The organism is Massilia forsythiae (assembly GCF_012849555.1).
In the GTDB taxonomy this organism is placed as follows: domain Bacteria; phylum Pseudomonadota; class Gammaproteobacteria; order Burkholderiales; family Burkholderiaceae_D; genus Telluria; species Telluria forsythiae.
Genome location: NZ_CP051685.1, coordinates 752,363 through 778,195, shown reverse-complemented (window position 1 = coordinate 778,195; position 25,833 = coordinate 752,363). Strand labels below are relative to the sequence as shown.

General features: G+C 67.7%; 20 protein-coding genes. 12 read left to right on the top strand and 8 right to left on the bottom strand.

Annotated features, from left to right (window positions below; all coding sequences use genetic code 11):
- From xdhC to HH212_RS03280, 7 genes are all read left to right on the top strand, one after another.
- Nucleotides 1-1,173 (top strand): xanthine dehydrogenase accessory protein XdhC, encoded by a 1,173-nt coding sequence (gene xdhC, locus HH212_RS03310; RefSeq protein WP_169434079.1) that lies wholly within the window; start codon nucleotides 1-3, stop codon nucleotides 1,171-1,173.
- Entirely contained in the window at nucleotides 1,173-2,486 is a 1,314-nt protein-coding gene (guaD, locus tag HH212_RS03305; protein WP_169434078.1) for a guanine deaminase, read from the top strand. The genes xdhC and guaD overlap by 1 nt, the downstream gene beginning before the upstream one ends.
- A 53-nt stretch (nucleotides 2,487-2,539) precedes the next feature.
- Nucleotides 2,540-4,075 carry an amidohydrolase family protein gene (locus HH212_RS03300; protein ID WP_170205238.1) on the top strand — a complete coding sequence of 512 codons (1,536 nt, stop codon included), beginning with the start codon at nucleotides 2,540-2,542 and terminating at the stop codon, nucleotides 4,073-4,075.
- 620 nt (nucleotides 4,076-4,695) lie between these two features.
- Nucleotides 4,696-8,100, top strand: a complete 3,405-nt coding sequence (locus tag HH212_RS03295; RefSeq protein ID WP_169434077.1) for a TonB-dependent receptor — start codon at nucleotides 4,696-4,698, stop codon at nucleotides 8,098-8,100.
- A gap of 203 nt (nucleotides 8,101-8,303) precedes the next feature.
- On the top strand, nucleotides 8,304-10,046 hold the full coding sequence (locus HH212_RS03290) for a bifunctional metallophosphatase/5'-nucleotidase (protein WP_169434076.1): 1,743 nt from the start codon (nucleotides 8,304-8,306) through the stop codon (nucleotides 10,044-10,046).
- 41 nt (nucleotides 10,047-10,087) lie between these two features.
- Nucleotides 10,088-11,140, top strand: coding sequence for a S1/P1 nuclease (locus HH212_RS03285; RefSeq protein ID WP_169434075.1), 1,053 nt, complete (start codon nucleotides 10,088-10,090; stop codon nucleotides 11,138-11,140).
- A 276-nt stretch (nucleotides 11,141-11,416) separates the two neighbouring features.
- The gene (locus HH212_RS03280; RefSeq protein ID WP_169434074.1) at nucleotides 11,417-12,325 is read left to right on the top strand and encodes a MipA/OmpV family protein; all 909 of its coding nucleotides are present in this window, start codon (nucleotides 11,417-11,419) and stop codon (nucleotides 12,323-12,325) included.
- Nucleotides 12,326-12,546: 221 nt separating this feature from the next.
- Here the strand turns inward: HH212_RS03280 and HH212_RS03275 are convergent, their stop codons facing one another.
- The 5 genes from HH212_RS03275 to HH212_RS03255 all read right to left on the bottom strand — a co-directional run bounded on the left by HH212_RS03275 (nucleotide 12,547) and on the right by HH212_RS03255 (nucleotide 18,773).
- Complete coding sequence (locus HH212_RS03275) at nucleotides 12,547-13,512, bottom strand: ABC transporter permease (RefSeq protein ID WP_169434073.1); 966 nt, start codon at nucleotides 13,510-13,512, stop codon at nucleotides 12,547-12,549.
- Between the two features lie 2 nt (nucleotides 13,513-13,514).
- Nucleotides 13,515-14,621 carry an ABC transporter permease gene (locus HH212_RS03270; RefSeq protein ID WP_169434072.1) on the bottom strand — a complete coding sequence of 369 codons (1,107 nt, stop codon included), beginning with the start codon at nucleotides 14,619-14,621 and terminating at the stop codon, nucleotides 13,515-13,517.
- A 15-nt stretch (nucleotides 14,622-14,636) separates the two neighbouring features.
- Nucleotides 14,637-16,166 (bottom strand): ABC transporter ATP-binding protein, encoded by a 1,530-nt coding sequence (locus HH212_RS03265; protein ID WP_169434071.1) that lies wholly within the window; start codon nucleotides 16,164-16,166, stop codon nucleotides 14,637-14,639.
- A gap of 97 nt (nucleotides 16,167-16,263) precedes the next feature.
- The gene (locus HH212_RS03260) at nucleotides 16,264-17,265 is read right to left on the bottom strand and encodes a BMP family lipoprotein (protein ID WP_169434070.1); all 1,002 of its coding nucleotides are present in this window, start codon (nucleotides 17,263-17,265) and stop codon (nucleotides 16,264-16,266) included.
- Between the two features lie 428 nt (nucleotides 17,266-17,693).
- Nucleotides 17,694-18,773 (bottom strand): alpha/beta hydrolase, encoded by a 1,080-nt coding sequence (locus HH212_RS03255; RefSeq protein WP_169434069.1) that lies wholly within the window; start codon nucleotides 18,771-18,773, stop codon nucleotides 17,694-17,696.
- Between the two features lie 227 nt (nucleotides 18,774-19,000).
- On the opposite strand from HH212_RS03255, the gene HH212_RS03250 reads away from it, so the two are divergent.
- Nucleotides 19,001-19,303, top strand: a complete 303-nt coding sequence (locus HH212_RS03250) for a YciI-like protein (protein WP_169434068.1) — start codon at nucleotides 19,001-19,003, stop codon at nucleotides 19,301-19,303.
- A 90-nt stretch (nucleotides 19,304-19,393) separates the two neighbouring features.
- Nucleotides 19,394-19,909, top strand: a complete 516-nt coding sequence (locus tag HH212_RS03245; protein ID WP_169434067.1) for a hypothetical protein — start codon at nucleotides 19,394-19,396, stop codon at nucleotides 19,907-19,909.
- A 91-nt stretch (nucleotides 19,910-20,000) separates the two neighbouring features.
- Here HH212_RS03245 and HH212_RS03240 read toward each other — a convergent pair whose 3' ends face one another.
- Nucleotides 20,001-21,332, bottom strand: coding sequence for an NHL repeat-containing protein (locus HH212_RS03240; RefSeq protein ID WP_169434066.1), 1,332 nt, complete (start codon nucleotides 21,330-21,332; stop codon nucleotides 20,001-20,003).
- Between the two features lie 239 nt (nucleotides 21,333-21,571).
- Here HH212_RS03240 and HH212_RS03235 point away from each other — a divergent pair, with 239 nt between their 5' ends.
- From HH212_RS03235 to pcp, 3 genes are read left to right on the top strand one after another with little or no spacing between them, the layout of a single operon-like run.
- A complete protein-coding gene (locus HH212_RS03235) occupies nucleotides 21,572-22,312 on the top strand; it encodes a DUF969 domain-containing protein (protein WP_169434065.1) in 741 nt (246 codons plus the stop codon).
- Nucleotides 22,309-23,274 carry a DUF979 domain-containing protein gene (locus HH212_RS03230; protein ID WP_169434064.1) on the top strand — a complete coding sequence of 322 codons (966 nt, stop codon included), beginning with the start codon at nucleotides 22,309-22,311 and terminating at the stop codon, nucleotides 23,272-23,274. The genes HH212_RS03235 and HH212_RS03230 overlap by 4 nt, the downstream gene beginning before the upstream one ends.
- An 18-nt stretch (nucleotides 23,275-23,292) precedes the next feature.
- Nucleotides 23,293-23,940, top strand: coding sequence for a pyroglutamyl-peptidase I (gene pcp / locus HH212_RS03225; RefSeq protein WP_169434063.1), 648 nt, complete (start codon nucleotides 23,293-23,295; stop codon nucleotides 23,938-23,940).
- Nucleotides 23,941-23,958: 18 nt separating this feature from the next.
- On the opposite strand, the gene HH212_RS03220 is transcribed toward pcp, so the two are convergent.
- Nucleotides 23,959-24,861, bottom strand: a complete 903-nt coding sequence (locus HH212_RS03220) for a LysR family transcriptional regulator (RefSeq protein ID WP_169434062.1) — start codon at nucleotides 24,859-24,861, stop codon at nucleotides 23,959-23,961.
- A 53-nt stretch (nucleotides 24,862-24,914) separates the two neighbouring features.
- Nucleotides 24,915-25,832 carry a pseudouridine-5'-phosphate glycosidase gene (locus tag HH212_RS03215; RefSeq protein WP_169434061.1) on the bottom strand — a complete coding sequence of 306 codons (918 nt, stop codon included), beginning with the start codon at nucleotides 25,830-25,832 and terminating at the stop codon, nucleotides 24,915-24,917.
- Nucleotide 25,833: the final 1 nt, after the last annotated feature.

The following is a 25,833-nucleotide window of genomic DNA, read 5'->3' as shown; positions in this document are numbered from 1 at the left end:
ATGGACGACTGGCTGTTCGCCGGCGCCGACGGCCGCGCTGCCGCCCTGCCGGAGCAGGCGGTGCTGGTCACGGTCGCGCACGCCGAAGGCTCGGTGCCGCGCGAAGCGGGCGCGCACCTGCTGGTCGGCGCGGCGGCGCAGTGGGGCACCATCGGCGGCGGCCACCTGGAGCTGCGCGCCATCGAGCGCGCCCGCGCCATGCTGGCGGAAGGCGCCCTGGCGGCGCGCCTGGAGCGCTACCCGCTCGGACCCGGCCTGGGCCAGTGCTGCGGCGGCGTGGTGCACCTGGCGTTCGAGCGCGTCGAGCGCGACGAGTTGGCCGCGCTGGCGGCGCAGGTGGCCGGCCGCGGCCAGGATGGCTGGCGCCTGGCGGCGCTGGACGGCTCGCCTGCCGCAGCGCTGTTCGATGCCGGTGGCGGCTTGCTGCATTGCGGCCGCCATGCCGCGCACGCCCGGGCGGAACATGCCGCGGCCGGCGGCGCGTGGTGCGGCGCTGCCGCGGCAACGGCCGACGCCGGCCGGGCGGCGGGCGCGGCATCCGCCGCCGCGTCCGTCCCGGCGCCGATAATGCAACACACGCCGCAGCACCCGCCGCAGCAGGGCGTATTCCCCGCCTTCGACCGCGCCGGCGGCACCCACGTGCTGCGCGACGCCGCCGGCCGGCGCTGGCTGGCCGACCGCGTCGCGGCGCCGCACCGGCACGTGCTGCTGTTCGGCGCCGGCCACGTCGGCGCCGCCCTGGTGCGCGTGCTGGGCGCGCTGCCGTGCCGCGTGACCTGGGTGGACGAGCGCGCCGACCTGTTTCCGTCCGCGCTGCCGCATAATGTCACCGTCGAGGCCACCGATACCCCGGAAGCCGTGGCCGCGCAGGCCGCGCCCGGCGCCTGGTTCCTGGTCATGACCCACAGCCACGCGCTCGACCAGCGCCTGGCCGAGACGATCCTGCAGCGCCCCGGCCAGGACTGGTTCGGCCTGATCGGATCGAGCACCAAGCGTGCGCAGTTCGAACGCCGCCTGCGCGAGCGCGGCATTTCCCAGGCGCGCCTGGATGCCATGGCGTGCCCGATCGGCGTGCCCGGCATCGCCGGCAAGCAGCCCGGCGTGATCGCCGTCGCCGTCGCCGCGCAGCTGCTGCTGGCCTGGGAAGCCATCCCCCAATTAGAGAGAAACTGATGTCGACCGAATCCACCGTGCAGGCCTTCCGAGCGAGCCTGCTGCATTTCCACGCCGATCCGGCTTTTACGGCGGACGCCCACACCTGGATCGAGGATGGCCTGCTGGTCGTCGAGGACGGCCGCGTCAAGGCCGCCGGCGACCATGCCGCGCTGCTGCCCACGCTGCCGCCCGGTGCGCCCGTGGCTGATTACCGCGGCAAGATCATCTGCCCCGGCTTCATCGACACCCACATCCACTTCCCGCAGACCGACATGATCGCCTCGCCGGCGCCGGGCCTGCTGCCGTGGCTGGACACCTACACCTTCCCGACCGAGCGCCGTTTCGAGGACCCGGCGCACGGGCGCGCGACGGCCGATTTCTTCCTGGACGAGCTGCTACGCAACGGCACCACCACGGCGCTGGTCTACTGCACCGTGCATCCGGGGTCGGTGGATGCGCTGTTCGAGGCCAGCGCCGCGCGCCGGCTGCGCATGGGCGGCGGCAAGGTGCTGATGGACCGCCACTGTCCCGACTTCCTGCGCGACAGCGCCGACATGCGCGACAGCCAGGCGCTGATCGAGCGCTGGCACGGCAAGGGCCGCGCCATGTACGCGATCACGCCGCGCTTCGCCCCGACCTCGACCGAGGCGCAACTGGTCGCCACCGGGGAGCTGGCCAAGGCCTATCCGGACACCTTCATCCAGACCCACGTCGCGGAAAACCAGGACGAATGCGCCTGGGTGGGCGAGCTGTTCCCGCAGCGGCGCAGCTACCTGGAAGTCTACGAGCACTACGGCCTGATGCGCCCGCGCGCCATGTTCGGCCACTGCATCTGGCTGGACGACACCGACTTCGCACGCATGGCGGACACCGGCGCGGCGATCTCGCATTGCCCGACCTCGAACCTGTTCCTGGGCAGCGGCCTGTTCGACCTGGCGCGCGCCGACAATGCCGGGGCGCCGGTCTCGCTGGGCACCGACGTCGGCGCCGGCACCTCGTTCTCGATGTTGCAAACCATGAATGAAGCGTATAAAGTTGCGCGCTTGAAAGGCAGCTACCTGCCGGCGCTGCGCATGTTCTATCTCGCCACGCTGGGCGCCGCGCGCAGCATGCGGCTGGAGGGCACGATCGGCAATTTCGTGCCCGGCGCCGAGGCGGATTTCATCGTCCTCGACCCCAAGGCCACGCCGCTGCTGGCGCGCCGCACCGCGCACAGCGACGCACTGGAAGAGACCCTGTTCGCGCTGGCGCTGCTGGGCGACGACCGCGCCATCCAGGCTACCTATGCGCTGGGGCGCCGGGTGCACGAGCGCGGCGCGGCGGCGGGGTAGGGCGCAGCTGTCTTGACATGCCGTTCCATTCCACCAGCCGAGAACCATCCATGATGCAGAAGAACCTGAGCCGCCCCTTGCTGACCGCCCTGGCCGCGGCCGCGATCGCCGTCCCGGCGCTGGACGCCGGCGCGCGTCCCGCTGTACGTTCCTCCGCGGCGTCCGTGCGCGCCAACGAAGCCGCCACCGCGCGCCACTACGCCGCGCTGATCGCCGGCGCCCAGCCGCAGACGGCCGAGCTGACCCTGTTCTTCTCGCAGATGCCCAAGGGCGGCGACCTGCACCACCATTACTCGGGCGCGCTGTACGCCGAAAGCTATGTCGACTTCCTCGACAAGCAGGGCCTGTGCGTCAACAAGCATACGTACCGCATCGAGACCGACAAGGCGCTGATCGAGGCCGAGCGCGCCAAGCCGCCGGCGGCGCGCAACTGCCTCGGCACGGCCGAGGTGTACGCCGACGACCAGACCTGGCGCGAGCTGCTGCAGCGCTGGTCGAGCAAGGACTTCGCCAACCACGGCGCCCTGCAGGCGCCGCCGGACCGCCAGTTCTTCCAGACCTTCGGCTATTTCGGCCCGGTCTCCAACGCCAACTTCCACGACGGCCTGGTGGAAATCAAGAACCGCGCCATCCAGGAAAACGTCGGCTACATCGAGACCATGTTCAAGCTGGCGCCGTTCGTGGCCGACAAGGAGTTCGATGCCCAGGCCTGGAACAACGCCCGCGACGACGCCGCCTTCGACGCCCAGATGCGCGCCTGGATGACCACGCTGGACCGGGACGCCAGGTTCAACGGCCAGGTCGCCGACTTCGTGGCCAAGGTCGAGGATGCCGCCGCCGGCATCGACGACGAGCGCTTCACGATGCGCTACCAGACCTACGTGCTACGCCTGCTGGCGCCATCGCAGGTGTTCTCGTCGATGCTGGCCGGCTTCAAGGCCGCCCATGACGGCGGCAAGAGCGGAGGAAAAATCGTCGGCGTCAACATCGTCGGCCAGGAAAGCCAGATGGTCTCGATGCGCGACTACACGCTGCACATGAAGATGTTCCGCTTCCTGAAGTCGGTGTATCCGGACGTGAACCTGGCGCTGCACGCCGGCGAACTGGCGCTGGGCGACGTCCCGCCCGAGCAGCTGCAGTACCACATCGACCAGGCCCTGAACCTGGCCGGCGCCAGGCGCATCGGCCACGGCATCGACCTGGCCCACGAGAGCAACGCGCCCGCCATCATGAAGGCCATGCGCGAGAAGGATGTCCCGGTCGAGATCAACCTGACCTCGAACGCCTTCATCAACGGCGTGCAGGGCGCCGACCACCCGATCACCCTGTACCGCCGCTACGGCGTGCCGTACTTGATCTCGACCGACGATGCCGGCGTGACCCGCCATAACCTGTCGGGCGAGTACGTGCTGTTCGCCAGCCGCTACAAGCCGGGCTACGCCGAGGTGAAGAAGGCGTCGTACAACAGCATCCGCTACAGCTTCCTGGCCGCCGCCGACAAGGCGCGCCTGACGCGCCAGCTCGACGAGCGTTTCGCCAAATTCGAGGCCGCCATCGCGGCGCTCGAGCGCACCAGCGCGAAGCATTGATCGCGGGCGCTGCGGCGCCGTTTACCTCCCGTTTTTCGTCCTTCCGGCCGGCCGCACATCTGCGGCCGGCTCCCTCCGGCAGTCTCCCGACCGAATCGACCGTGGCAAAAACGCATATGTTTATGCACCGGGTGTGGTCAACTCGCGACAAATCTCGCGCTTTCTCACTTTGCCTGCTTAAAAAATAAGCGAAAAAATTTCATTAAGGAACGCACACCTTATAATCCGCCCGAGCCCTTTTCCGAGGGAAAACGCCGTGTTTCGATGGTTTTCTGCCGCTTTTTTGGGCGACTTAGTCGCGCAAGCTCTGAATGGCAAAGCGAAAACGTATTTGTCGGCCATTGAAACTTCATGCAAATTGGTCTTTTGTTAACCGAGCGCAAGGCTAAAAAAGCGGAAAAGTGGTTGTAACAGGCAGGAAATAATTCGCAGCTATCATCGCCGGCGCTGCTTTTCGATGGTGCAAATGGCAAGGGCCTGCACCGTCGATGAGCGAGATTGAAACCAGAACATTTACGGCCAGGGAACATCAAGATTTCCGGTCGGTCCAGGATCGCAGTACTTGTAAAGAGGGAAACTTCGGTTTCCAAACATAACATCAGTCTTTTTGGGGTTTAACAATGATCTATCAGAAACGGATCCAGCTGACCAAGCTGGCGCTGGCGTTGTCGGTGGTGCTGGCTGGCGCGCCGGCGCTCGCACAGAACACGACCTCGGCAGTGGCCGGTCGTATCTCGGGCGCGGACGGCAAGCCGGCCGCCGGCGCCTCGGTGCAGATTATCCACACCGAATCCGGCTCGGTCAGCACCGTCACCACCGACGCTGAAGGCCGTTACTCGGCACGCGGCCTGCGTACCGGCGGTCCGTACACGATCATCATCACCAAGAACGGCGAGACCGAGCGCCGCGAAGGCGTGTTCCTGCAACTGGCGGAAACCGCCACCGTGGACGCCACCGTCGGCGCCCAGATGCAGACCGTGACCGTCGCCGGCAACCGCGCGCGCGCTGACATCTTCAACCGCAACAACATGGGCGCCGGTACCTCGATCAGCAACGCCCAGCTGCAGACCCAGGCATCGATCAACCGCAACCTGCAGGACTACGCACGCGCCGACCCCCGCGTGTCGCAGACCGACAAGGAGCGCGGCGAGATCTCGGTCGCCGGCCAGAACTCGCGCTACAACTCGATGACCGTCGACGGCGTCGCCATCAACGACACCTTCGGCCTGGAAGCCAACGGCAGCCCGACCGCGCGCCAGCCGATCTCGATCGAAGCGATCCAGTCCGTGCAGGTGAACGTCGCCAACTACGACGTCACCCAGAAGGGCTACACCGGCGGCAACATCAACGCCGTCACCAAGTCCGGCACCAACAAGTGGCGCGGCGGCGCGTACTACGTGTACCGCAACGACAAGCTGGCCGGCGACCGCTACAACACCGCCAGCGGCATCTACAGCGACCCGCCGAAGTTCGACGAAACCACCAAGGGCATCTGGGCCAGCGGTCCGATCATCCAGGACAAGCTGTTCTTCTACGCATTGACCGAAGAGACCAGCTCGAGCCGCAGTGCGCCGGACTTCGGCTACGTCGGCCAGGGTTCCGGCTCGACCGTCGGCGTCACCCAGAGCGAAATCACGCGCGTGCAGAACCTGGCCAAGAGCCGCTACGGCCTGGACCTCGGTTCGACCGTCGCCGGCGGCGGCAACCTGAGCTCGCGCGAGCAGATGTTCAAGGTCGACTGGAACATCAGCGACAACCACCGCGCCAACGTCCGCTACCAGCGCACCTCGCAGTCCGAGCCGATCTTCCCGGGCTTCTCGGCCACCGGCGTCTCGCTGAGCTCCTACCTGTACCAGCAGAACAAGGAAATCGAGACCGTCGTCGCCCAGGTGTTCTCCGACTGGACCCCGACCTTCTCGACCGAGTTCAAGGCCTCTTCGCGCGACTACGATTCGGTACCAAAGAACAATGCGCGCCTGCCGACCCTGGGCTTCCAGTTCAGCGGTCCGCTGCCGACCGACGCGCCGAGCGGCACCCGCACCGGCAACCGCTTCCTGAACGCCGGCACCGAGAACTCGCGCCAGCAGAACGTGCTGGGTACCCGCACCCAGGACTACTACGGCGGCGCCAACTGGACCGTCGGCGACCACGAAATCAAGTTCGGCGCCGACTACCAGAAGAACAAGATCTACAACGCGTTCCTGCAGAACGTCTACGGCAACTACACCTTTGCCTGCGACAACAACTTCAGCTACAGCTTCGGTTCGATCAACTGCTCGAGCGCGTCGCTGGCGCAGGTCGAAGCCGCCGTGCTGGAAAACTTCCAGCGTGGCCGTCCATCCTCGTACACGCTGCAGAGCGCCGCCGCCGGCTACACCCTGAACGACGCCGTTGCCGCGTTCACGATGGACAATACCGGCCTGTTCCTGCAGGACACCTGGAACCTGAACCGCCAGCTGACCCTGAACTACGGCTTCCGTGTCGACAAGCTGGGCGTGGACAAGCGTCCGCTGCGTAACGCCGCCGTCGCCGCGCCGCTGGTGGCGAATGCCGCCGGCGTGCGCCAGACCGGCGGCTTCGGCCGCGACAACACCGTCACCGCCGATGGCCAGAAGCTGTTCCAGCCGCGCGTCGGCTTCAACTACCGCTTCGACACCCCGCGCCTGATGCAGGTGCGCGGCGGCGCCGGCCTGTTCCAGGGCGCAGCGGCGGCGGTGTGGATGTCGAACCCGTTCCAGAACGCCGGCATCGCCACCCGCACCATCACCTGCTCGACTTCGGGCGCGGTCCGTTGCCCGAACGTGGACGGCACCTTCAGCATCAACCCGGACACCCAGCCGAGCGTCACCGGCGCGCCGTCGACCGCCAACGTCGACCTGCTGGATCCGAGCCTGCGCCAGCCGTCGGTATGGAAAGCCAACCTGGCCTTCGAAACCGAACTGCCGTGGTACGGCCTGGTCGCCGGCGCCGAGTACCTGTACACCCACAACAAGGACGGTATCTATTACCAGAACCTGAACCTGGGCAAGACCACCGCCACCGGCAGCGACGGCCGTCCGATGTTCTGGAACGCCACCGGCGGCCTGCTGCAGCGCTGCTGGGTCCCGGGCAACAACTCGGTGACCGTCGCCAGCGGCTGCACGACCACCGCCAAGGCGCTGAACAACATCTCGTACGGCAACGTGCTGCTGGCCACCGGTACCGACAAGGGCGAAAGCCGCCTGCAGACCGTGTCGCTGAGCTACCCGATGACCAAGGGCATGAGCTGGTCGGTCGCCGCGACCCACACCTTCGCCACCGAAGTGTCGAACCTGTCGTCGTCGACCTCGAGCTCGAACTACGGTGCGCGCAGCTCGTTCAACCCGAACGAAGACATCGCCGCCAACTCGTCGTACCTGGTCAAGAACCGCGTCAACGCCACCATCAACTTCGAGAAGAACTTCTTCCAGGCATACAAGACCCGCTTCGGCCTGTTCTACGAAGGCCGTACCGGCAAGCCGTACAGCTGGACCTTCAAGAACGACCTGAACGGCGACGGCATCAGCACCAACGACCTGATGTACATCCCGAAGTCGTTCGGTTCGGGTGAAGTGACCTTCGCGGGCGACACCGCGACCAGCCACGCCAACGAGCAGCGCTTCTGGGACGTCGTCAACGCCAACAAGGCGCTGCGCAACGCTGCCGGCGGCGTCGTCGGCCGCAACAGCGACTTCGCACCGTGGACCAACAGCGTCGACCTGCGCCTGAGCCAGGAAATCCCGGGCCTGTTCGCACGCAACAAGGGCACCGTGTCGTTCGACATCTTCAACGTCGGCAACCTGCTGAACAAGAAGTGGGGTCACATCAACGAAGTGCCGTTCTCGTCGTCGGGCGGCTACACCCGTGGCTTCGTCGACTACGCCGGCCTGGATGCACAGGGCCACTACGTGTACTCGGTGCGTACCCAGGTGGACGACTACGCGATCCGCCAGGTCAAGGGCGAGTCGCAGTGGGCTGCCCAGGTCACCCTCAAGTACGAGTTCTGATCGCCCGATCGGACTTGTTTTGAAGGTTTGACCCGATGACGGCCGGTGGCGACACCGGCCGTTTTTCTTTTCTTTTTTTGCTTGCGGACGGTGCCTGTAAAGACCGGCGCCGGTGCGCGCCATGCCATAATCCGGGGCGCCGCGGCCCGCGTCTGCGCAGGCAAGCGGCACACGCTCCAGCTACGAATAAGGTGATTTTCTTCATGACCGCTTCACGTTCCGTCCGCCGTTCCGTCCACCTTCCCGCACGCGCCGCATTGAACGCGCTGGCCGCCGCCCTGGCGCTGGCCCTTGGCGGCTGCGCCGCCACCGGCCCCGGTGCGCCGGCAGCCGCCGGTCCTTCGGGCCTGGTCGAACTCAACCTGGTGGCGCTGAACGACTTCCACGGCAACCTCGAAGCGAGCAAGTACACCGCCGCGGCGGACGGCGCCAGCGAAAAACGCACCATCCAGGCCGGCGGCATCGACGTGCTGGGCGGCGCCCTCGATGCCTTCCGCAAGGAAGACAAGGACCTGCTGTTCGTCGCCGCCGGCGACCTGGTCGGCGCCAGTCCGGCGATGTCCTCGATGTTCGCCGACGAGCCGAGCATCGTCGCCATGAACCGCATGGGCCTGGTCGCCAGCGCGCTCGGCAACCACGAATTCGACCAGGGCAAGAACGAACTGCTGCGCCAGCAGCGCGGCGGCTGCGATTCGCCGCGTCCAGACAAGGCGTGCCGGCTGTCGCCCGACTTCAAGGGCGCCGGCTTCAGCTACCTGGCCACCAACGTCATCGACCAGCAGACCGGGCGCAACCTGGTGCCGGGCTGGCGCATCGTCGACGTCAAGGGCGTCAAGGTCGGCCTGATCGGCGCGGTGCTGCAGGACGTGCCGTCGGTGGCGGTGGCGTCCGCGGTCAAGGGCTTGACCTTCCTGGACGAGGCCGAGTCGATCAACAAGGTGCTGCCGGCCATGCGCGCCCAGGGCGCGCAAGTGTTCGTGGTGCTGATCCACGAGGGCGGCCACACCGGCGAAGCCTACGACAAGCAACACTGCGACGGCCTGGAAGGCCCGATCGTCGGCATCGTGAAAAAACTCGATCCGGCGATCCGCCTGGTCGTCACCGGCCACTCCCATAAAGGCTACCTGTGCAAGGTCGACGGGCGCGTGGTGACCCAGGCCGACGCCTATGGCCACCTGGTCTCGCGCATCAGGATGACGGTGGACGCCGTGTCCGGCCGCGTCGACGACATCGCCGTGCGCAACGTGGTGATGGCGCCCGGCGCCTTTGCGCCCGATGCGCAGCTGGCCGCCTACCTGCAGGACGTGCGCACGCGCAGCCAGGCCGAACTGGACAAGCCGGTGGCGCGCATCGGCGCTGCCGCCGGCCTGTCCCGGCGCGAAAACAGCGACGGCGAATCGGCGCTGGGCGGCCTGATCGCCGACGCCGCCGTGGCCGCCACGCAGGACAAGGGCGTGCAGGTCGGCTTCATGAACCCGGGCGGCATCCGCAAGGACCTGGAAGCCGGGGAGGGCGGCGTGGTCAGCTTCGGCCAGGCCCAGGCCGTCCTCCCGTTCGGCAACACGCTGGTGGTGCTGGACCTCACCGGCGCCCAGCTGCGCGCGCTGCTCGAGCAGCAGTGGCAGCGCGAAGGGCAAGGCTATATGCTGCAGGTGTCGCGCGGCCTTTCCTACCAGTGGGATGCCAACCGTCCCGCCGGCCGGCGCGTGGTGGCCGGCAGCCTGAAGGTGGACGGCAAGCCCGTCGAGGAAGGCCGCCATTACCGCGTGGTGGCCAACAACTTCCTGGCCGACGGCGGCGACAACTTCCCGGCGCTGGCCAAGGGCGTCAACCGGCTGGACACCGGCATGCGCGACCTGGACGCCCTGATCGCCTACATGAAGCAGCACCCGGACACCGGCGCGGCATCCCTGGCGCCGCAGGCGCGCATCCGCAAGCTGCGCTGAGCGCCGATATCCGATAAATCGTTTATATCCAAGGAATCAAGATGAAGAAACTGGCTTGTGTGCTGGCGCTGGCAGGCGCCTTCGTTTCCCTCGACGCCGCGGCCTGGGGCAACGACGGCCACCGCGCCGTGGGCGCCATCGCCGACCGCCTGCTCAAGGGCAGCAACGCCGAAAAGCAGGTGAAAGCGCTGCTGCTGCCGGGCGAGACGCTGGAATCGATCGCCAACTGGCCGGACTGCGTCAAGGGCACCTACTGCGGCCCGCAGACCCCGGAAATGATCGACTACGTGAACGCCAACCCGAAGCACAGCGAGTACCACTACACCGACGTGCCGTTCCAGCTGGACCACTACCATGACGGCGCGGTCGGCACCGCCGACGACGACATCGTGCAGACCCTGAAGGAAGCCATCGCCGTCCTGCAGGGCAAGGACACGCCTGCCACCAACCCGCACAAGTTCACCCGGCGCCAGGCGCTGATCCTGGTCACCCATCTGGTCGGCGACATCCACCAGCCGCTGCACGTGGGCGCCGCCTTCGTCTCCAAGGATGGCAAGTTCGTGGTGCCGGCCACCAAGGCGCAGATCGACGAGACCGCGATCTTCGATTCGCGCGGCGGCAACAACCTGCTGCTCGACGACGAGAACCTGGAACGCATCAGCGCCGGCGTGATCCCGGCTGGCGAGCCGAAGGTGGTCAAGCCGGGCGTGCCCAAGGCACTGACGAAACCGTTCCACTCGTACTGGGACACGACCACGGTCGACTACGCGTTCCGCCGCAACCGCAACAAGACCCCGGACCAGTTCGCGCAGTGGGCGATCGATTCGAAACCGGACGTGGTCAAGAACACCGGCGTGCCGGCGACCTGGCCCTACCAGTGGGCCGACGACGCGCTGGTGGCGTCCAAGGCCGCCTACGGCCCGGTCACGGTCGGCAAGCTGACCCCGCAGGTGAGCAAGAAGGGCGAGACCTATTACACCTGGACGCTGGAAGTGCCGAACGACTACCCGGTGCCGAGCTCGGCGCTGGCGCGCACGCAGCTGATCAAGGGCGGGTATCACCTGGCGCAGGTGTTGCAGGCGATCTGGCAGTGACGAAGCGCCGGTCCTGCCAGCGCTATGGACAGTCGTCGCATTACCACCGTCGTTCCCGCGCAGGCGGGAACCCAAGCCGGCTTTTCAACGAAGTCTGCAGCGAATTCGCTCCGATGGTGATCGGTAACGGAGCATGGGCCCCCGCCTGCGCGGGGGCGACGTTCACGAGCTGACGAAAGAACACCGGCCGCACATCGCAGGTGCCGAAAGCACGGTCCCCGTACCGACACGCATCGCTTAGAATGACGCCAATCCCGTCATTCCATGCCTTTCCCGATGCGATCCATCTCTTTCCCCGCGCTCGCCCTCGGCGGCGCCATCCTGTCCTGCGCCGCGCACGCCGGCGCGCTTGAACCCGCACCGCAATCCGCGCCGCCCGAAGCCATCGCATCAGCGCCCGAAACGCGCCTCGAACCGGTCGACCCCGGCCTGCCGTTGTGGGAAGCCGGCATCGGCGCCGCCTCCTTCGCCACGCCGGCGTATCCCGGCGCTTCCGACCGTTCCAACCGAGTGCTGGCGCTGCCCTTCCTGATCTACCGCGGCAAGGTCTTGCGCGCCGACCAGAACGGCGTCGGCGCGCGCCTGCTGAACACGGACAAGGTCGAATTCGACATCGGCTTCGCCGCCGCGCTGCCGGCCGATTCCGACGACGTCGCCGCGCGCCGCGGCATGCCGGACCTGGGCACGCTGGTCGAATTCGGCCCGCGCGTGAAATTCAAGTTCGCCGACCTGGGAGAGTACGGCCGCATGCGCGCCGAGCTGCCGCTGCGTACCGTGATCGAGGGCAGGGGCGGCCTGCGGCGCCAGGGCTGGACCACGGAGCCACGCCTGGTGTGGGAACGGCGGGCGGATGACGGATGCTGGACCGTCGAGGGCCAGCTCGGCGCCTTGTTCGGCGACCGCCGCATCAACCGCTACTTCTATGAAGTGGCGCCGCGGTATGCGACCGTGGACCGTGCGGCGTATGCGGCCGACGCCGGCCTGATGCTGGTGCGCACCGGCGTGTTCGGCACCTGGCGCATGAACCCGGACGTGCGCGTGTTCGGCTTCGTGCGCTACGAGAGTTACGCCGGCGCGGCCAACCGCGACAGCCCCTTGATGCGCAAGTCGACCGGCGCCTCGGCCGGGATCGGCTTCGCGTGGACCCTGGCGCGCTCGGCGGCGCGGGCGCGGGTGGCGGAATGATCGTGCGTAGGGTGGACGGCTGCACCCGCACATGATGCGCATCGCCGCCGTCAACGCCGTCCACGCGTCCAACATACGCATGCATGACCGCATGCCCGCATGACGCATCATGGCCACGCAACCGGCACGTACATGCGCGAACACGGCTCGTATCGGCATCGCAAAAAACGGGGAATGAAACGATACCCGCGGACCGAGCGGCCCGCGGGCAGGGAGGCATCTCAGCGCGATTTGACGAAGGGCTTGCCCAGCGCCTTGGGCGCCACCGACTTCGCCATCAGGCCGGCCAGCACCACCACGGTGACGACATACGGGATCATCTGGATCAGCGAGCCCGGAATGCGGCCCACCACCGGCAAATCGACGCCTTCGAGCTGGATCTGCACCGCGCCGAACAGGCCGAACATCAGGCAGCCCATCACGGTGTGCAGCGGACGCCAGTTGCCGAACACCAGCGCGGTCAGCGCCAGGTAGCCGGCGCCGGCCGACATGTCGCGCAGGAAGAAGCCGCTCTGGACGATGGCGAGGTAGGCGCCCGAGAACGAGCACAGCACGCCGGCCACCAGCATCGCCAGGTAGCGGGTGCGCTCCACCGAGACGCCGGCGGCGTCGGCCGCGTGCGGGTTCTCGCCGCAGGCGCGCAGGCGCAGGCCGAAGCGGCTGTGGTACAGCACCCAGTGCACGATCGGCACCAGGATGAACGCCAGGTACACCAGCACCGACTGGCCGCCGATCACGTGGCCGTACAGCCAGCCGATGAAGGGGATGTTGTCCAGTGCTGCGGTGCCGGGCAGGACCACGTCGGTCAGGCGCGCCGCGCCCAGGTCCGGCGTGCGCCCGCCCTGCTGGAAGAAGAACTGCGCGACCACGAAGGTCAGGCCGCTCATGGCGATGTTGACGGCGATGCCGCACACCAGCTGGTTGCCCTTTTGCGTGATCGAGACGAAGGCTTGCACCATGGCCAGCGCCACCGAGACGGCGATGCCGGCGGCGATGCCGTACCACGGGTTCTGCGTCGTGTACGCCACCGCGGCCGAGACGAAGGCCGAGGCCAGGATCTTGCCTTCCAGGCCGATGTCGACCACGCCGGAGCGTTCGGCGAACAGGCCGGCCATCGCGGCGAACATCAGCACCGGCGCGTTGCGGATCGTGGAGACCACGATGCTTGCGAGATGAAGGTCTTCCATGCTTATACCTTGTTGATGCGGGTGGAGTTGCCGCGGGTGAGGTTGATCAGTTTCAGCACGGCCGGCGCGTAGAAATTCTCCATCGCGCCGCAGAACAGGATGATCAGGCCCTGGATGAAGATGAAGGTCTCCTGCGGGATGTTCGGCTTTTCCAGCGAGAGGTCGAAGCCGCCCTGGATCAGCGCGCCGAACAGCACCGACGACAGGAAGATGCCGACCGGGTGCTGGCGTCCCATCAGCGCGATGGCGATGCCGACGAAGCCGGCGCCGGCCGGGAAGTTCAGCGACAGGTAGTGGGTCGAACCGAGCACCGAGTTCACCGCCGCCAGGCCGGCCAGCGCGCCCGAGACCAGCATGGTGACGACGATGGTGCGGCTGATCCGGATGCCGGCGTAGTGCGCCGCATGCGCGTTCAGGCCGGTCGCCTTGAGCTTATAACCCCATTCCGAGCGCGACATCATGACGCCGTAGATCGCCAGCGCCGCGATCGCCACCAGGAAGCTGATGTTCAGGGGCGTATCGCCCAGCGCCGGGAACCAGGCGTTCAGCGGCGGCAGCGCGGCGGCTTCCGAGAACACGCGCGAGGCCGGATTCTGCTGGCCTTCCGGGATCATGTACTTGACGATGATGAAATTCATCAGGCTGGCGGCGATGAAGTTGAACATGATGGTCGTGACCACCACGTGGCTGCCGCGCTTGGCCTGCAGGTAGCCGGGCAGGAAGGCCCACAGGCCGCCGAACAGGGCCGCGCCGAGCATCGCCAGCGGAATCAGCAGCACGGCCGGCAGGTGCGCGTCGAAGGCCAGCATGGCCAGCGTCACGCCCAGGCCGCCGACGTACATCTGGCCTTCCGCGCCGATGTTGAACAGGCCGGCCTGCATCGCCACCGAGACCGCCAGGCCGGTGAAGATGAAGGTGGAGGCGTAGAACAGCGTATAGGCCAGGCCTTCCGGGTTGACGATGGCGCTGTTGACCAGGATCGTCATCGATTCCAGCGGGCTCTCGCCCAGCAGGTGGATCACCAGCGCGGCGACCAGCAGCGCCGACAGCAGGTTCAGGATGGGCAGGACGAAACCCGTGGCCCAGCGTGGGAGTTCAGTCGTTTTCATGTCAGCTTCGTTCGGTCATGACTTGTGCAAGCCGCCCATGAGCAGGCCGATGCGGGTGGTGTCGAATTCGTCGACCGGCAAAATGCCGGTGATGCGACCGCCGGACATCACGATGATGCGGTCGGCCAGCGCGCGCACTTCTTCCAGCTCGACCGAGGACAGCAGGATCGCCACGCCTTCGTCGCGCAGGCGCAGCAACTGCGTGTGGATGCTCTCGATGGTGCCGATGTCGACGCCGCGGGTCGGCTGGCCGACCAGCATCAGTTTCGGATTGGCCGAGACTTCGCGCGCGATCACGACCTTTTGCTGGTTGCCGCCGGACAGCAGGCCGATGCGCAGGTCCGGATTATTCGGGCGCACGTCGAAGGCTTGCAGCAGGTGCGCGCAGCGCTGCGCGATCTTCCTGAAGTCGAACAGGCCCCAGCGGTTCCTGACGTGCTTCTGGTAGCCGAACACGGTGTTCTGCATGACCGAGAAATCCTTGATCACGCCGTCGCGCAGGCGGTCTTCCGGCACGTGGCCGATGCCCAGGTCGCGGAACGTGGCCGGCATGCCGTCGGCGTTGGTACGGCCCGCGTAGGGCAGGGGCTGGCCGAGGAAGTCGACGCTGCCGCTGCTCGGCAGGCGCATGCCGGACAGGATCTCGAGCAGCTCGCTCTGGCCGTTGCCGGACACGCCGGCGATCGCCACCACCTCGCCCGCGTGCAGGGTGAAGTCGATGTCGGCCAGCAGAGTCACGCCGCTGCCGTCCTTCAGCCCGAGGTTCGACACCTTCATGACTTCCGCGCCCGGATTGTAGGGCTTGCGCGGCAGCTCGCTCTGGATCGGGCGGCCGACCATCATGTTGGCCAGCTGCTCGCGCGTGGTGTCGGCGGTCTGGACGGCGCCGACCACGCGGCCGGCGCGCATCACGGTCACCTCGTCGGTGATCTCCTTGATCTCCTGCAGCTTGTGGGTGATCAGGATGATGGTCTTGCCTTGTTCCTTGAACAGCCGCAGGATCTCGAACAGCGACGCGGTTTCCTGCGCGGTGAGCACGGCGGTCGGCTCGTCCAGGATCAGGATGTTGGCGCTGCGGTAGATCTGCTTCAGGATCTCGACGCGCTGCTGGGCGCCCACCGACAAATCGTGCACGGTGGCCAGCGGATCGACGTCGAGGCGGTAGCGCTGGCAGATCTCGCGCAGCTTGGCCTCGACCTGGGCGCGGGTGGCGGCCAGCTTGAAGGCGCCTTCGTTGCCGAGCATGACGTTGTCGAGCACGGTCATGTTCTCGACCAGCATGAAGTGCTGGTGCACCATGCCGATGCCGAGGGCGATCGCTTCGTGGCTGGTGCGGATGGTGCGCTCGGCACCGTCGATCAGGAGCTGGCCGCTGTCGGCGTTGTAGTAGCCGTACAGGATGCTCATCAGCGTCGATTTGCCGGCGCCGTTCTCGCCGATCACGCCGTGGATCGAGCCCTTGGCGATGGTGAAGCTGACGTCGGCATTCGCCTGCACCGCCCCGAAGGCTTTGCTAATGTTGCGAAATTCTACGGCTGGCTGCATAGCGGTCTGTGTCAAAGAAGATGGAATGCATTCGTTCAAAAGCGCACCGCGCCGGGAGTGCCGGCGCGGTGCGCTTGACGTGTAAAACGGACGAGGCTTACTGCGGGCAGGAGCCGGCGGCGCGGTAGTCGACCACCTTGATCTTGCCGCCGACGATGTCGGCCTTGGCGGCGTTCACGCGCTTTTCGATGTCGGCCGGGACCACGCTGCGGTTATCCTTGTCCAGCACCCAGTCGACGCCGCCTTCCTTCAGGCCCTTGTAGGTCACGCCCGGGGTGAACTGGCCGCTTTTCGCCTGCATGAAGGCGTCGTAGGTGACGTTGTCGACGTGCTTGACCATCGAGGTCAGCACCGAGCCCGGCTGGATGCCGTTCTGGTTCGAATCGACGCCGATCGCCAGCTTGCCCTTGGCCTTGGCCATCTGCAGCACGCCCAGGCCGGAACCGCCGGCCACCGCGAACACCACGTCGGCGCCGCGGTCGAATTGCGCGCGCGCCAGTTCGCCGCCCTTGGCCGGGTCGTTCCAGGCCGCGCTGGTGGTGCCGACCATGTTCTGCTGGATGGCGACCTTGCCGTTGACCGCTTTCGCGCCCTGGGTGTAGCCGCAGGCGAAGGCGCGGATCAGCGGGATGTCCATGCCGCCGACGAAGCCGATGTTCTTGCTCTTGGACGCCATGGCGGCGGCCACGCCGACCAGGTAGGAGCCTTCCTGTTCCTTGAACAGCACCGAATTCACGTTCTTGCCGGTGGCGTTGCCGTCGATTAGGACGAAGTGCGTGCCCGGAAACTCGGCCGCGACCTTTTGCACCGCCTGGGTCTGCGAAAAGCCGATCGCCGCGATCAGGTCCAGCTTCTTGCGCGCGAAGCCGCGCAGGGTCTGCTCGGCTTGCGTGTCGCTGCTGGCCTGGGCTTCGTAGACGTTGATGCCGGTTTCCTTCTTGAAGCGCGCCGCGCCTTCGGCCGCCGACTGGTTGAACGACTTGTCGAACTTGCCGCCGGCGTCGTAGACGATGCCCAGCTTCGGCGCGCCCGGCGCCGCCGCGGCGCCGCCGGCGACGCACAGCGCCGCGATCGTCATACTGAGTTGCTTGAATTTCATGTATTGGCTCCTGGAATCCTAGTATTGTACCCGGCGCAGCGGCTGCATTGGGAGGACATGCACGGCTTCCCGCCGGGCGGCGAACGGAAACGGTCGCCGCATCGCATTGCGGGGAGGCTTTGTGCCAGCGGATTGTGTCAGACCTGCTCGTATCCTGTGGTGTCGATTTGTAACGCGGTCGGGGCCGATATGAGCGCCGTCGCGTCATCGCAACAGCCGCCCATGCATCGGCTCTTCGACCACGGCGCTGCGCTTCGGCATCCCTTCGCAGCTCGGCTCTACAACTATGCAACAGCCCATTTACTCGTGGCAAATACGATTTTACTTCGCAATTTATTTGGTGGAAATATAAATAAAGACAACTTTCAGCAATTTCTCACTGAAAACCACAGGATCGCCGCGCGATCGCGGCGCCCGTGCAGCCGGCATCATTCGATGGCCACGGATGGCGCGGGCCGGAAAGGCAGGGCAGGCGGGGAATTGGACGGGGAGACGGCAGCGGCGTCGTTCCCCGGCAGAAGCGCGCCAGCGCCGCTGCGCACGATGGCGGATGCGACGCTGCCTGCGCCGGCGGCGGGCGTGATGGTGGTGGCCGGGGCTGCGGCGGCCGGCGTTCCGGCGGCCGGCGTTCCGGCGGCCGGCGCTCCGATGGCCGGCATACCGGCCGCAGGTGCCGGCCGGCGGAAGCGGTCGGTCAAAAAGGCGGCGATGCGTTCCTGGGTCGCCGCCAGGTAGGGAATGTTCATGTGGTTGGAGCCGGGCACCACCTCGTCGCCGCACAGCCGGGCCAGCCTGGCCACCAGCTGGTCGGTATGCGAATGCGGCACCACGTCGTCGCTGGCCGCGCGCAGCACGTAGGTGGGGGCGGTGAGCGAAGGCGCGTACTTGATCGACTCGAAACGGTGACGCAGCATGTAGCCGATCGGCATCCCGCGGAAGCGCCGCTTGGCGATCGCCAGGATCGAATCGTAGGGCGTGACCAGCACCACCGCATGCGCCGGGCGCGCCTTGGCCACCTGCACCGCCACGCCCGAGCCCAGGCTGCGGCCGACCACGGCGATGCGCTGCGGGTCGACGTGGTCACTGGCGGCCAGCCAGTCGAACAGCATGCGTCCGTCGTCCACCATGTGGATTTCGGCCGGGACGCCGTGCGACGCGCCGTAGCCGCGGTAGTTCATGGCCAGCACCGCCATGCCGGGAAACAGCCGGGCGGCATCGCGCACCACCCACGACACTTCCTCGGAGCGGCCGCCGAAATACAGGACCGCCGGGTGCCGGCCGGGCAGGTGCGGCGTCATCAGCCAGCCGGACAGGCGCGTGCCATCGGCCGCGCGCAGCACCACCGGGCGGGTACGGTGGCCCTGGCTGCGCGGACGAGCGACTTCACGGCGCAGGGTGGGATTGAACACCAGGCGGCGCTGGTTGGCCGTCACCGCGGCCGTCAGGCCCAGCCACAGCATGCTGGCAACACCAGCCATCCCCGCCGCCATCTTTTGTCGTGTGTTCATGCGGACAGTGTAGCTCTGCCATGGAAACACGCTGTGCGTTCGTGCGCAAATGATGAGTCAAGGCGCTTTTGAAGGACAAATCGAGAAAAGAGTGGTTTTAAGGTGACAGGCAGGCACATGCTTCCTGCGCTGCATAAAGATGCGGTCTCATGTTTTACGGATACCGTTGCCTTTCATGTAATGCCTTGCTAGCCTTGTCACCGGTTCGATTTTGTCGAGGAGACGACGTGCACTACCTGCTGATGTATGACCTGGCCCCGGATTACCTGGAACGCCGCGGCGAATTCCGCAACGAACACCTGCAACTGGCCTGGGACGCCCAGGAACGCGGCGAGATCGTGATCGCCGGCGCGCTGGCCGATCCGGCCGATTGCGCTGTGCTGCTGTTCAGCGGCGATTCGCCGGAAGCCGCCGAGCGCTTCGCGCGCGCGGACCCGTATGTGACGCAAGGCCTGGTCACGCGCTGGCGCGTGCGGCCGTGGACCACCGTCGTCGGCAAGGATGCGTTCAAACCCGTGCGCCCGGATTAATCTGTTGGCATGGATTCAAGCGCCAGGCCCGGCGAGGTTCAATGTTCTGTCAGAGGTGCCCCTTATCGATGTCATCCTCGGGAGGAAATCATGCGCAAACGATTGTTGATCGGTACTGCCTTGCTCGGCGCCTGCCTGCCGGCGCTGGCCCAGGAATCCCTGTTGCTCGGGCGTGTCGAGCGCATCACCATGCTGCCACCCGGCGCGGCGGCCTGCCCGGCGGCCTGCCCGGCACTGTCCGCGAAGCAGCCCGACGGCAGCGTGCGCGTGTGCGTCTCGAACGAGAGCGGCTGCCAGCAGACCGAGTTCCGCATCGAGCGCGTGCTGCTGGGGAACGAGGCGACCAGCCTGAAAACCTTCCAGGGCCGCATCGGCGAGTGGGGCCGGCTGGATTTCCCGAACACGCACGAGCCGATCCTGGTGCACGTCGACGCTGGGCGCGTGCATTGGGCATCGACCGCCGAACGCGACGGCAAGCTGTACATCGACGCCGCCGGCCTGGAGCGGGACACCGTGGCCGGCGTTGCCGTGCGTTCGATCGCGCCGGATGAGCGCGGCACGATCGCGCTCGACCGCTTGCTGGGCGGCACGCGCGCGCCCAGGTAGGCGCAGCCGCGCCCGTCCCGGCCGCACCGGCACGCCGGCCTGGATGTGCCGGCGCGCCGGCCGGGATGCGCCGGCGAGCCCGGACGAGCGCTTACTTCGCCACCAGCAGCTTCACCACCAAGTTGTGCGTGGTGATGGCGAGCGAGCCGTCCGGCGCCAGCGCCACGCCCGTCGGCCGGTCCAGGCCGCCGGGCAGGGCGCCCAGCACGATGCCGTTCTTGCCGGTCACGCCGGCCACGGTGGAGGTCACGTTGTCGAGGTTGATGCGGCGGATGGTGGCGTTGCCGGTGTCGGCGACATACAAATCGTTGCCTTCGATATCGATCCCGGACGGCGAGCACAGGCGCGACTGGCCGGCGCCGCCGTCGGCGGCGCCGCACTGGCCCGGCAGGCCGGCCAGGGTCGAGACGCGGCCGTCGGGGGCGATCATCCGCACCGTCGAATTGCCGGTGTCGGCGATATAGACGTTGTCCCACTGGTCTACCACCACGTCCTGCGGGCTGCAGAAGCGCGCCGCGTCGCCGCGCCCGTCGGCGCTGCCGCACACGCCGGCCGCGCCGGCCACCGTGGTCACGCGGCCGGCGCTGTCGATGCGGCGCACGGTGTGGTTGCCGGTATCGGCCACCCACAGGTTGCCGGCGCGGTCGAGGGCGATGCCTTTCGGGTTGCAGAACTGGGCGATGCTGCCGTTGCCGTCGTTGCTGCCGCAGGTGCCGCTGCCGGCCACGGTGGCGACCGCGCCGGACGGGGTGATGCTGCGGATCGCCGAATTGCCGCTGTCGGTCACGTAGAGCTTGCCGTTGGCATCGCTTTCCAGGCGGCTCGGGCCGTTGAAGCGGGCTGCGCCGCCGCTGCCGTCGGCATAGCCGAGCGTGCCGGCGGCGCCCGCCAGCGTGGTGACCACGCCCTGCGGCGTGATCTTGCGGACGGTGGCGCTGGCGCTCTCGGCCACGTACAGGTTGCCGGCGCCGTCGGCGGCGATGCCTTGCGGATCGTTGAAGCGTGCCGCCGAGCCGGTGCCGTCGCGCGTGCCGCTGCACACGCCGCAGACGTCGCCGGCGATCGGAAACATGCCGGTGGCGCCCTGCGGCCGGTCCGGCCAGCTCGGCCACTCGGGGTGGTCGGGCCAGGGGTGGTAATCCGGGCCGTCGTACCAGTAGCCGCCGATGCCGATGCCGACCTCGCCGCCGCCGCAGCCGCCGATGCCGGCGCCGAGCGCCAGCAGCAGCGGCAGGATGCGCAGCCGGCGCAGCGCGGATGGCTGGCACGCGGGAAGGGCGCGGCGCAGCGCGCGCGGCAGCGAAGGCAACTCGCGCAGCAGCCGGGCAAGGCGGCGCGCCGGTAACGATGCCGGCACCGGCACCGGCACCGGCACCGGCACCGGCACCGGCGCCGGCCGTGGTCGTGACGTGGATGCGTTCATGGCAAGTCCCTCATGTCGTATGGCGTGATCGAAGCGGTGGAACCCGATCGGAGCTTACCGAGCGCGCCCATTCGGGCCATGCGGGTGCTCAATGCGTTCGGGGAACTTCATGAGGGCGGTACGCGCGCGGCATGAAAGCGACGCCGACGCCGGAAGAGACGCACTGGTCCGCCGACGCATTTGCCTTGTCTAGGCAGTGAGGTAATATCTCGCGAGCAAAATCATTCGACTGGAGAACCATGCACACCGCCGTCAACCTGTGGCCGCTGCTCGGCATCGCCGTGGTCGCCGCCGGCTTCCTGTTGCGCGCCAATCCGGTGCTGGTGGTGATCGCCGCCTGCGCCGTCACCGGGCTGGCGGCGGCGCTGCCGCCGACCCATATCCTGGAATCGCTGGGCAGCGCCTTCCTCAAGACGCGCAACCTGCCGCTGATCCTGCTGCTGCCGCTGGCGGCGATCGGGCTGCTGGAACGTGCCGGCTTGAAGGAGCACGCGCAGGCCAGCATCGCCCGGGTGCGTTCGGCCACGGCCGGACGCCTGCTGACCGTCTACCTGCTGGTGCGCGAGCTGGCCGCTGCCTTCGGGCTGACCAGCCTGGGCGGCCATCCGAACATGGTGCGCCCGCTGGTGGCGCCGATGGCGGAGGCGGCGGCCGACGCCGCCGCGGCCAAGGCAGGCGGCGCGCTCGGCGAGCCGCTGCGCCAGCGCATCCGCGCCATGAGCGCCGCCACCGACAACGTCGGCCTGTTCTTCGGCGAGGACGTGTTCGTCGCCTTCGGCGCCATCGTGCTGATGCAGACCATCCTGCGCGCCGAAGGACTGGAAGTCGATCCGCTGCACATGGCGCTGTGGGGCATCCCGACCGCGGTGTCCGCCTTCGTCATCCACGCCTGGAACCTGCGCCGGCTCGACCGCCGCATCCTGCGCGAAGCCATGGCGGCGCAGCCGCGCGCCGGACACGGCATGCAGGCGCGCCCGTGATCTCGATCGACCTGTTCTATCTGCTGGTCGGGCTGCTGTTCGCCGCCACCGCCATCCTCAACCTGCGCGACCGCGCCAACCCGCGCCGCTACACCACTGCCCTGTTCTGGGGGCTGTACGCCATGCTGTACCTGCTCGGCGAGCGCCTGGCGCCGCTGGCGGCGGGCGTGCTGATGGTGGCGATGGCGCTGGTCGCCGGCTTCGGCCTGGTACGGCCGGGCCGCGCGCCGCTGCCGGGGGAAACGGCGCGGCGCGCGTCGGCGGCGCGCCTGGGGCACAAGCTGTTGATCCCGGCGCTGGCGATTCCGGTGGTGACCATGATCGGCTCGACCCTGCTGAAGGACGTGCGCGTCGACCTCGGCGGCTTCGCCGGGCCGCTGCTGGACCCGAAAAACCTGACCCTGGTCAGCATGGGTTGCGGCGCCATGGCCGCGCTGGCGCTGGCCTGCCGGGTCACGCGCGCCACGCCGCTGCAGGGCGTGCGCGAGGCGCGCCGCCTGATCGACGCCATGGGCTGGGCGGTGGTGCTGCCGCACATGCTGGCCGTGCTCGGCCTGCTGTTCGCCGAGGCCGGCGTCGGCAAGGCGGTGGCGCACGTGACGACCGCGTACATCGGCCTGGATTCGCGCCTGCTCGCCTGCGCCGTGTTCTGCATCGGCATGGCGCTGTTCACGATCGTCATGGGCAACGGCTTCGCCGCCTTCCCGGTGATCGCTGGCGGGATCGGTATCCCGGTGCTGGTTGGGGTGTATCATGCGAATCCGGCCGTGATGGCGGCGATCGGCATGTTCAGCGCCTACTGCGGCACGCTGCTGACGCCGATGGCCGCCAACTTCAACATCGTCCCGGCAGCGCTGCTCGAACTGCCGGACAAGAACGCCGTGATCAAGGCCCAGCTGCCGACCGCGCTGCCGGTGCTGGCCGTGAACATCGCGCTGCTGTATTTCCTCATGTACCAATAGAACTATTTGCCAGACCCCATGACCAAGACCATCCTGCTCACCGGCTTCGAACCCTTCAACGGTGCCGACATCAACCCCTCGTGGGAAGCGGCGCGCGCGCTGGACGGCTGGACCGGACCGGGCTTCCAGGTCGTCGCGCGCCAGCTGCCGTGCGTGTTCGGCCGCGCCAACGTGGCCCTGCTCGACGCGGTCGAGGAACTGCACCCCGACATCGTGATCGGGGTCGGCCAGGCCGGCGGCCGGCCCGAAGTCTCGCTCGAACGGGTAGCGATCAACGTCGACGACGCCAGCATCCTCGACAACGCCGGCCAGCAGCCGGTGGACAGCGCCATCATCGCCGGCGGCCCGGCCGCCTATTTCAGCACGCTGCCGATCAAGGCCATCGTGCGCGCGCTGCGCCTGCGCGGCTTTCCGGCCGGCGTGTCGCAGACCGCCGGCACCTTCGTCTGCAACCACGTGTTCTACGGCTTGATGCACCATGCGGCCGGGCGCCTGCTCAAGGCCGGCTTCGTGCACGTGCCCTACCTGCCGGAGCAGGCGGCGGCGCGCCCGGAACGGCCGCCGTCGATGGCGCTGGCGGATATCGTCGATTGCCTGCGCATCGCGGTCGAGCTGGCGGTGGGCGTGGACGGCGACGTGGCGGAGGCGGGCGGCGCCACGCATTGAGCGCGGCGCGCGCGCCGCCTACTCGCCCTCGGGGTGCAGGATCTTCAAGAATGCCCGCACCACCGGCGCATCGTCCTGGCTCGGATAGGTGATGTACAGATTGGCCGACGGCGCCCCGCTGCGGATCGGTAAAAAACGCACTCCCGGCCAGCCGATGCGGCTGGTGGTCTGCGGCATCAGCGCCACGCCCAGCCCGGCGCCGACCATCGCCAGCAGCGTCTGCGGCTCGGCCGCCTCCTGGAAGATGGCCGGCTGGAAGCCGGCGTCGATGCAGCACTGGATCAGGTAGCGCGGCTCGGCCGACTGGTCCAGGTGCAGCGTCAGCATCGGCTCGTGCGCGATGTCGGTCAGGTCGATGGCGTCCTCCTGCGCCAGCGGATGGCGCGCGTTGATCGCCACGCACACGTCCTCGCGGAAGCACAGGTCCTGGCGCAGGTTGGCGTGCTTGAGCGCCTCGTCGTCCAGCTTCGGCTCGCGCCAGAAGCCGACGTCGATCTGGCGCGCGCGCAGCGCTTCCCACTGGTCGTTCGGCCCCAGTTCGTGGATGGTCCAGGTCACGCGCGGAAACTGGCTCTGGAACTGTTCCAGCAAGCCGGGAATCGGCCCCCACATGGCCGAGCCGACGATGCCCACGCGCAGTCGCCCGACCTCGCCGCGGTCGATCTGCCGGATGGTGTCGATGGTCATGCGCATGCGCCCCAGCAGGTCGGCCGCTTCCTGCATCAGCGCCTTGCCGGCCACCGTCAGCTCGAAGCTGCGCGTGGTGCGCGCGAACAGGCGCACCCCGAGTTCGCTCTCCAGCTTCATGATCTGCTGCGACAGCGGCGGCTGCGAGATGTGCAGGCGCTCGGCGGCGCGGCTGAAGCTCTTTTCTTCGGCCACCGCCAGGAAGTATTTCAGCTGCTTCAAATCGATCGACATGGATTCGCTCTCGGTTGGGACGGCGCCTGCCCGCCGCTTGCTTGCGTCGCCGCTTATTTGGCCATTTGTGCCAGCGCCAGCGCCAGCTGCGCGCCGACCAGGGCGTTGTGCTTGACCAGCGCGATGTTGGTCGCCAGGCTGCGCCCGCCGGTGAGTTCCTTGATGCGGCCCAGCAGGAACGGCGTCACCGCCTTGCCCTTCACGCCTTGCGCATCGGCCTCGCCCAGTGCCTGGGCGATGATGGCGTCGATCTCGTCGCCGCGCATGGCCGACGCTTCCGGCACCGGGTTGCCGACCACCACGCCGCCGGCCAGGCCGAGCTGCCACTTGGTGCGGATGAAGCGCGCCTGTTCTTCCGGCGTGTCGAGCTGGAAGTCGGCCTGGTAACCGCTCTCGCGCGTGAAGAACGCCGGGAAGCCGCCCTGGCCAACGCTCACCACCGGCACGCCGTGGGTTTCCAGGTATTCCAGGGTCAGGCCGATGTCGAGGATCGACTTCACGCCGGCGCACACCACGGCGACGCTGGTGGCAGCCAGTTCCTGCAGGTCGGCCGAGATGTCGAAGCTGGTTTCCGCGCCGCGGTGCACGCCGCCGATGCCGCCGGTGACGAACACCTCGATGCCGGCCAGGGAAGCGCAGATCATGGTGGCGGCCACCGTGGTCGCGCCGAGTTTGTTTGTCGCCAGCACGTAGGCCAGGTCGCGCCGGCTGACCTTCAAGGCGTCGCGCGAATTGCCGAGCGTTTCCAGCTGCGCGTCGGACAGGCCGATGCAGATCTTGCCGCCGATGATGGCGATGGTGGCCGGCACCGCGCCGGCATCGCGGATCACCTGCTCGACGTCGCGGGCGGTCTGCACGTTCTGCGGGTAGGGCATGCCGTGCGAGATGATCGTCGATTCCAGCGCGACGATCGGCTTGCCGGCCGCGCGCGCGGCTTGCACTTCGGGGGAGAATTGGAGAAAAGCTTGCATG

Bases quoted from the DNA above. Each gene is read 5' to 3' on its own strand.
- xdhC (WP_169434079.1), top strand. From the start codon at position 1: ATGGACGACTGGCTGTTCGCCGGCGCCGACGGCCGCGCTGCCGCCCTG.
- guaD (WP_169434078.1), top strand. From the start codon at position 1,173: ATGTCGACCGAATCCACCGTGCAGGCCTTCCGAGCGAGCCTGCTGCAT.
- HH212_RS03300 (WP_170205238.1), top strand. From the start codon at position 2,540: ATGCAGAAGAACCTGAGCCGCCCCTTGCTGACCGCCCTGGCCGCGGCC.
- HH212_RS03295 (WP_169434077.1), top strand. From the start codon at position 4,696: ATGATCTATCAGAAACGGATCCAGCTGACCAAGCTGGCGCTGGCGTTG.
- HH212_RS03290 (WP_169434076.1), top strand. From the start codon at position 8,304: ATGACCGCTTCACGTTCCGTCCGCCGTTCCGTCCACCTTCCCGCACGC.
- HH212_RS03285 (WP_169434075.1), top strand. From the start codon at position 10,088: ATGAAGAAACTGGCTTGTGTGCTGGCGCTGGCAGGCGCCTTCGTTTCC.
- HH212_RS03280 (WP_169434074.1), top strand. From the start codon at position 11,417: ATGCGATCCATCTCTTTCCCCGCGCTCGCCCTCGGCGGCGCCATCCTG.
- HH212_RS03275 (WP_169434073.1), bottom strand. From the start codon at position 13,512: ATGGAAGACCTTCATCTCGCAAGCATCGTGGTCTCCACGATCCGCAAC.
- HH212_RS03270 (WP_169434072.1), bottom strand. From the start codon at position 14,621: ATGAAAACGACTGAACTCCCACGCTGGGCCACGGGTTTCGTCCTGCCC.
- HH212_RS03265 (WP_169434071.1), bottom strand. From the start codon at position 16,166: ATGCAGCCAGCCGTAGAATTTCGCAACATTAGCAAAGCCTTCGGGGCG.
- HH212_RS03260 (WP_169434070.1), bottom strand. From the start codon at position 17,265: ATGAAATTCAAGCAACTCAGTATGACGATCGCGGCGCTGTGCGTCGCC.
- HH212_RS03255 (WP_169434069.1), bottom strand. From the start codon at position 18,773: ATGAACACACGACAAAAGATGGCGGCGGGGATGGCTGGTGTTGCCAGC.
- HH212_RS03245 (WP_169434067.1), top strand. From the start codon at position 19,394: ATGCGCAAACGATTGTTGATCGGTACTGCCTTGCTCGGCGCCTGCCTG.
- HH212_RS03240 (WP_169434066.1), bottom strand. From the start codon at position 21,332: ATGAACGCATCCACGTCACGACCACGGCCGGCGCCGGTGCCGGTGCCG.
- HH212_RS03235 (WP_169434065.1), top strand. From the start codon at position 21,572: ATGCACACCGCCGTCAACCTGTGGCCGCTGCTCGGCATCGCCGTGGTC.
- pcp (WP_169434063.1), top strand. From the start codon at position 23,293: ATGACCAAGACCATCCTGCTCACCGGCTTCGAACCCTTCAACGGTGCC.
- HH212_RS03220 (WP_169434062.1), bottom strand. From the start codon at position 24,861: ATGTCGATCGATTTGAAGCAGCTGAAATACTTCCTGGCGGTGGCCGAA.
- HH212_RS03215 (WP_169434061.1), bottom strand. From the start codon at position 25,832: ATGCAAGCTTTTCTCCAATTCTCCCCCGAAGTGCAAGCCGCGCGCGCG.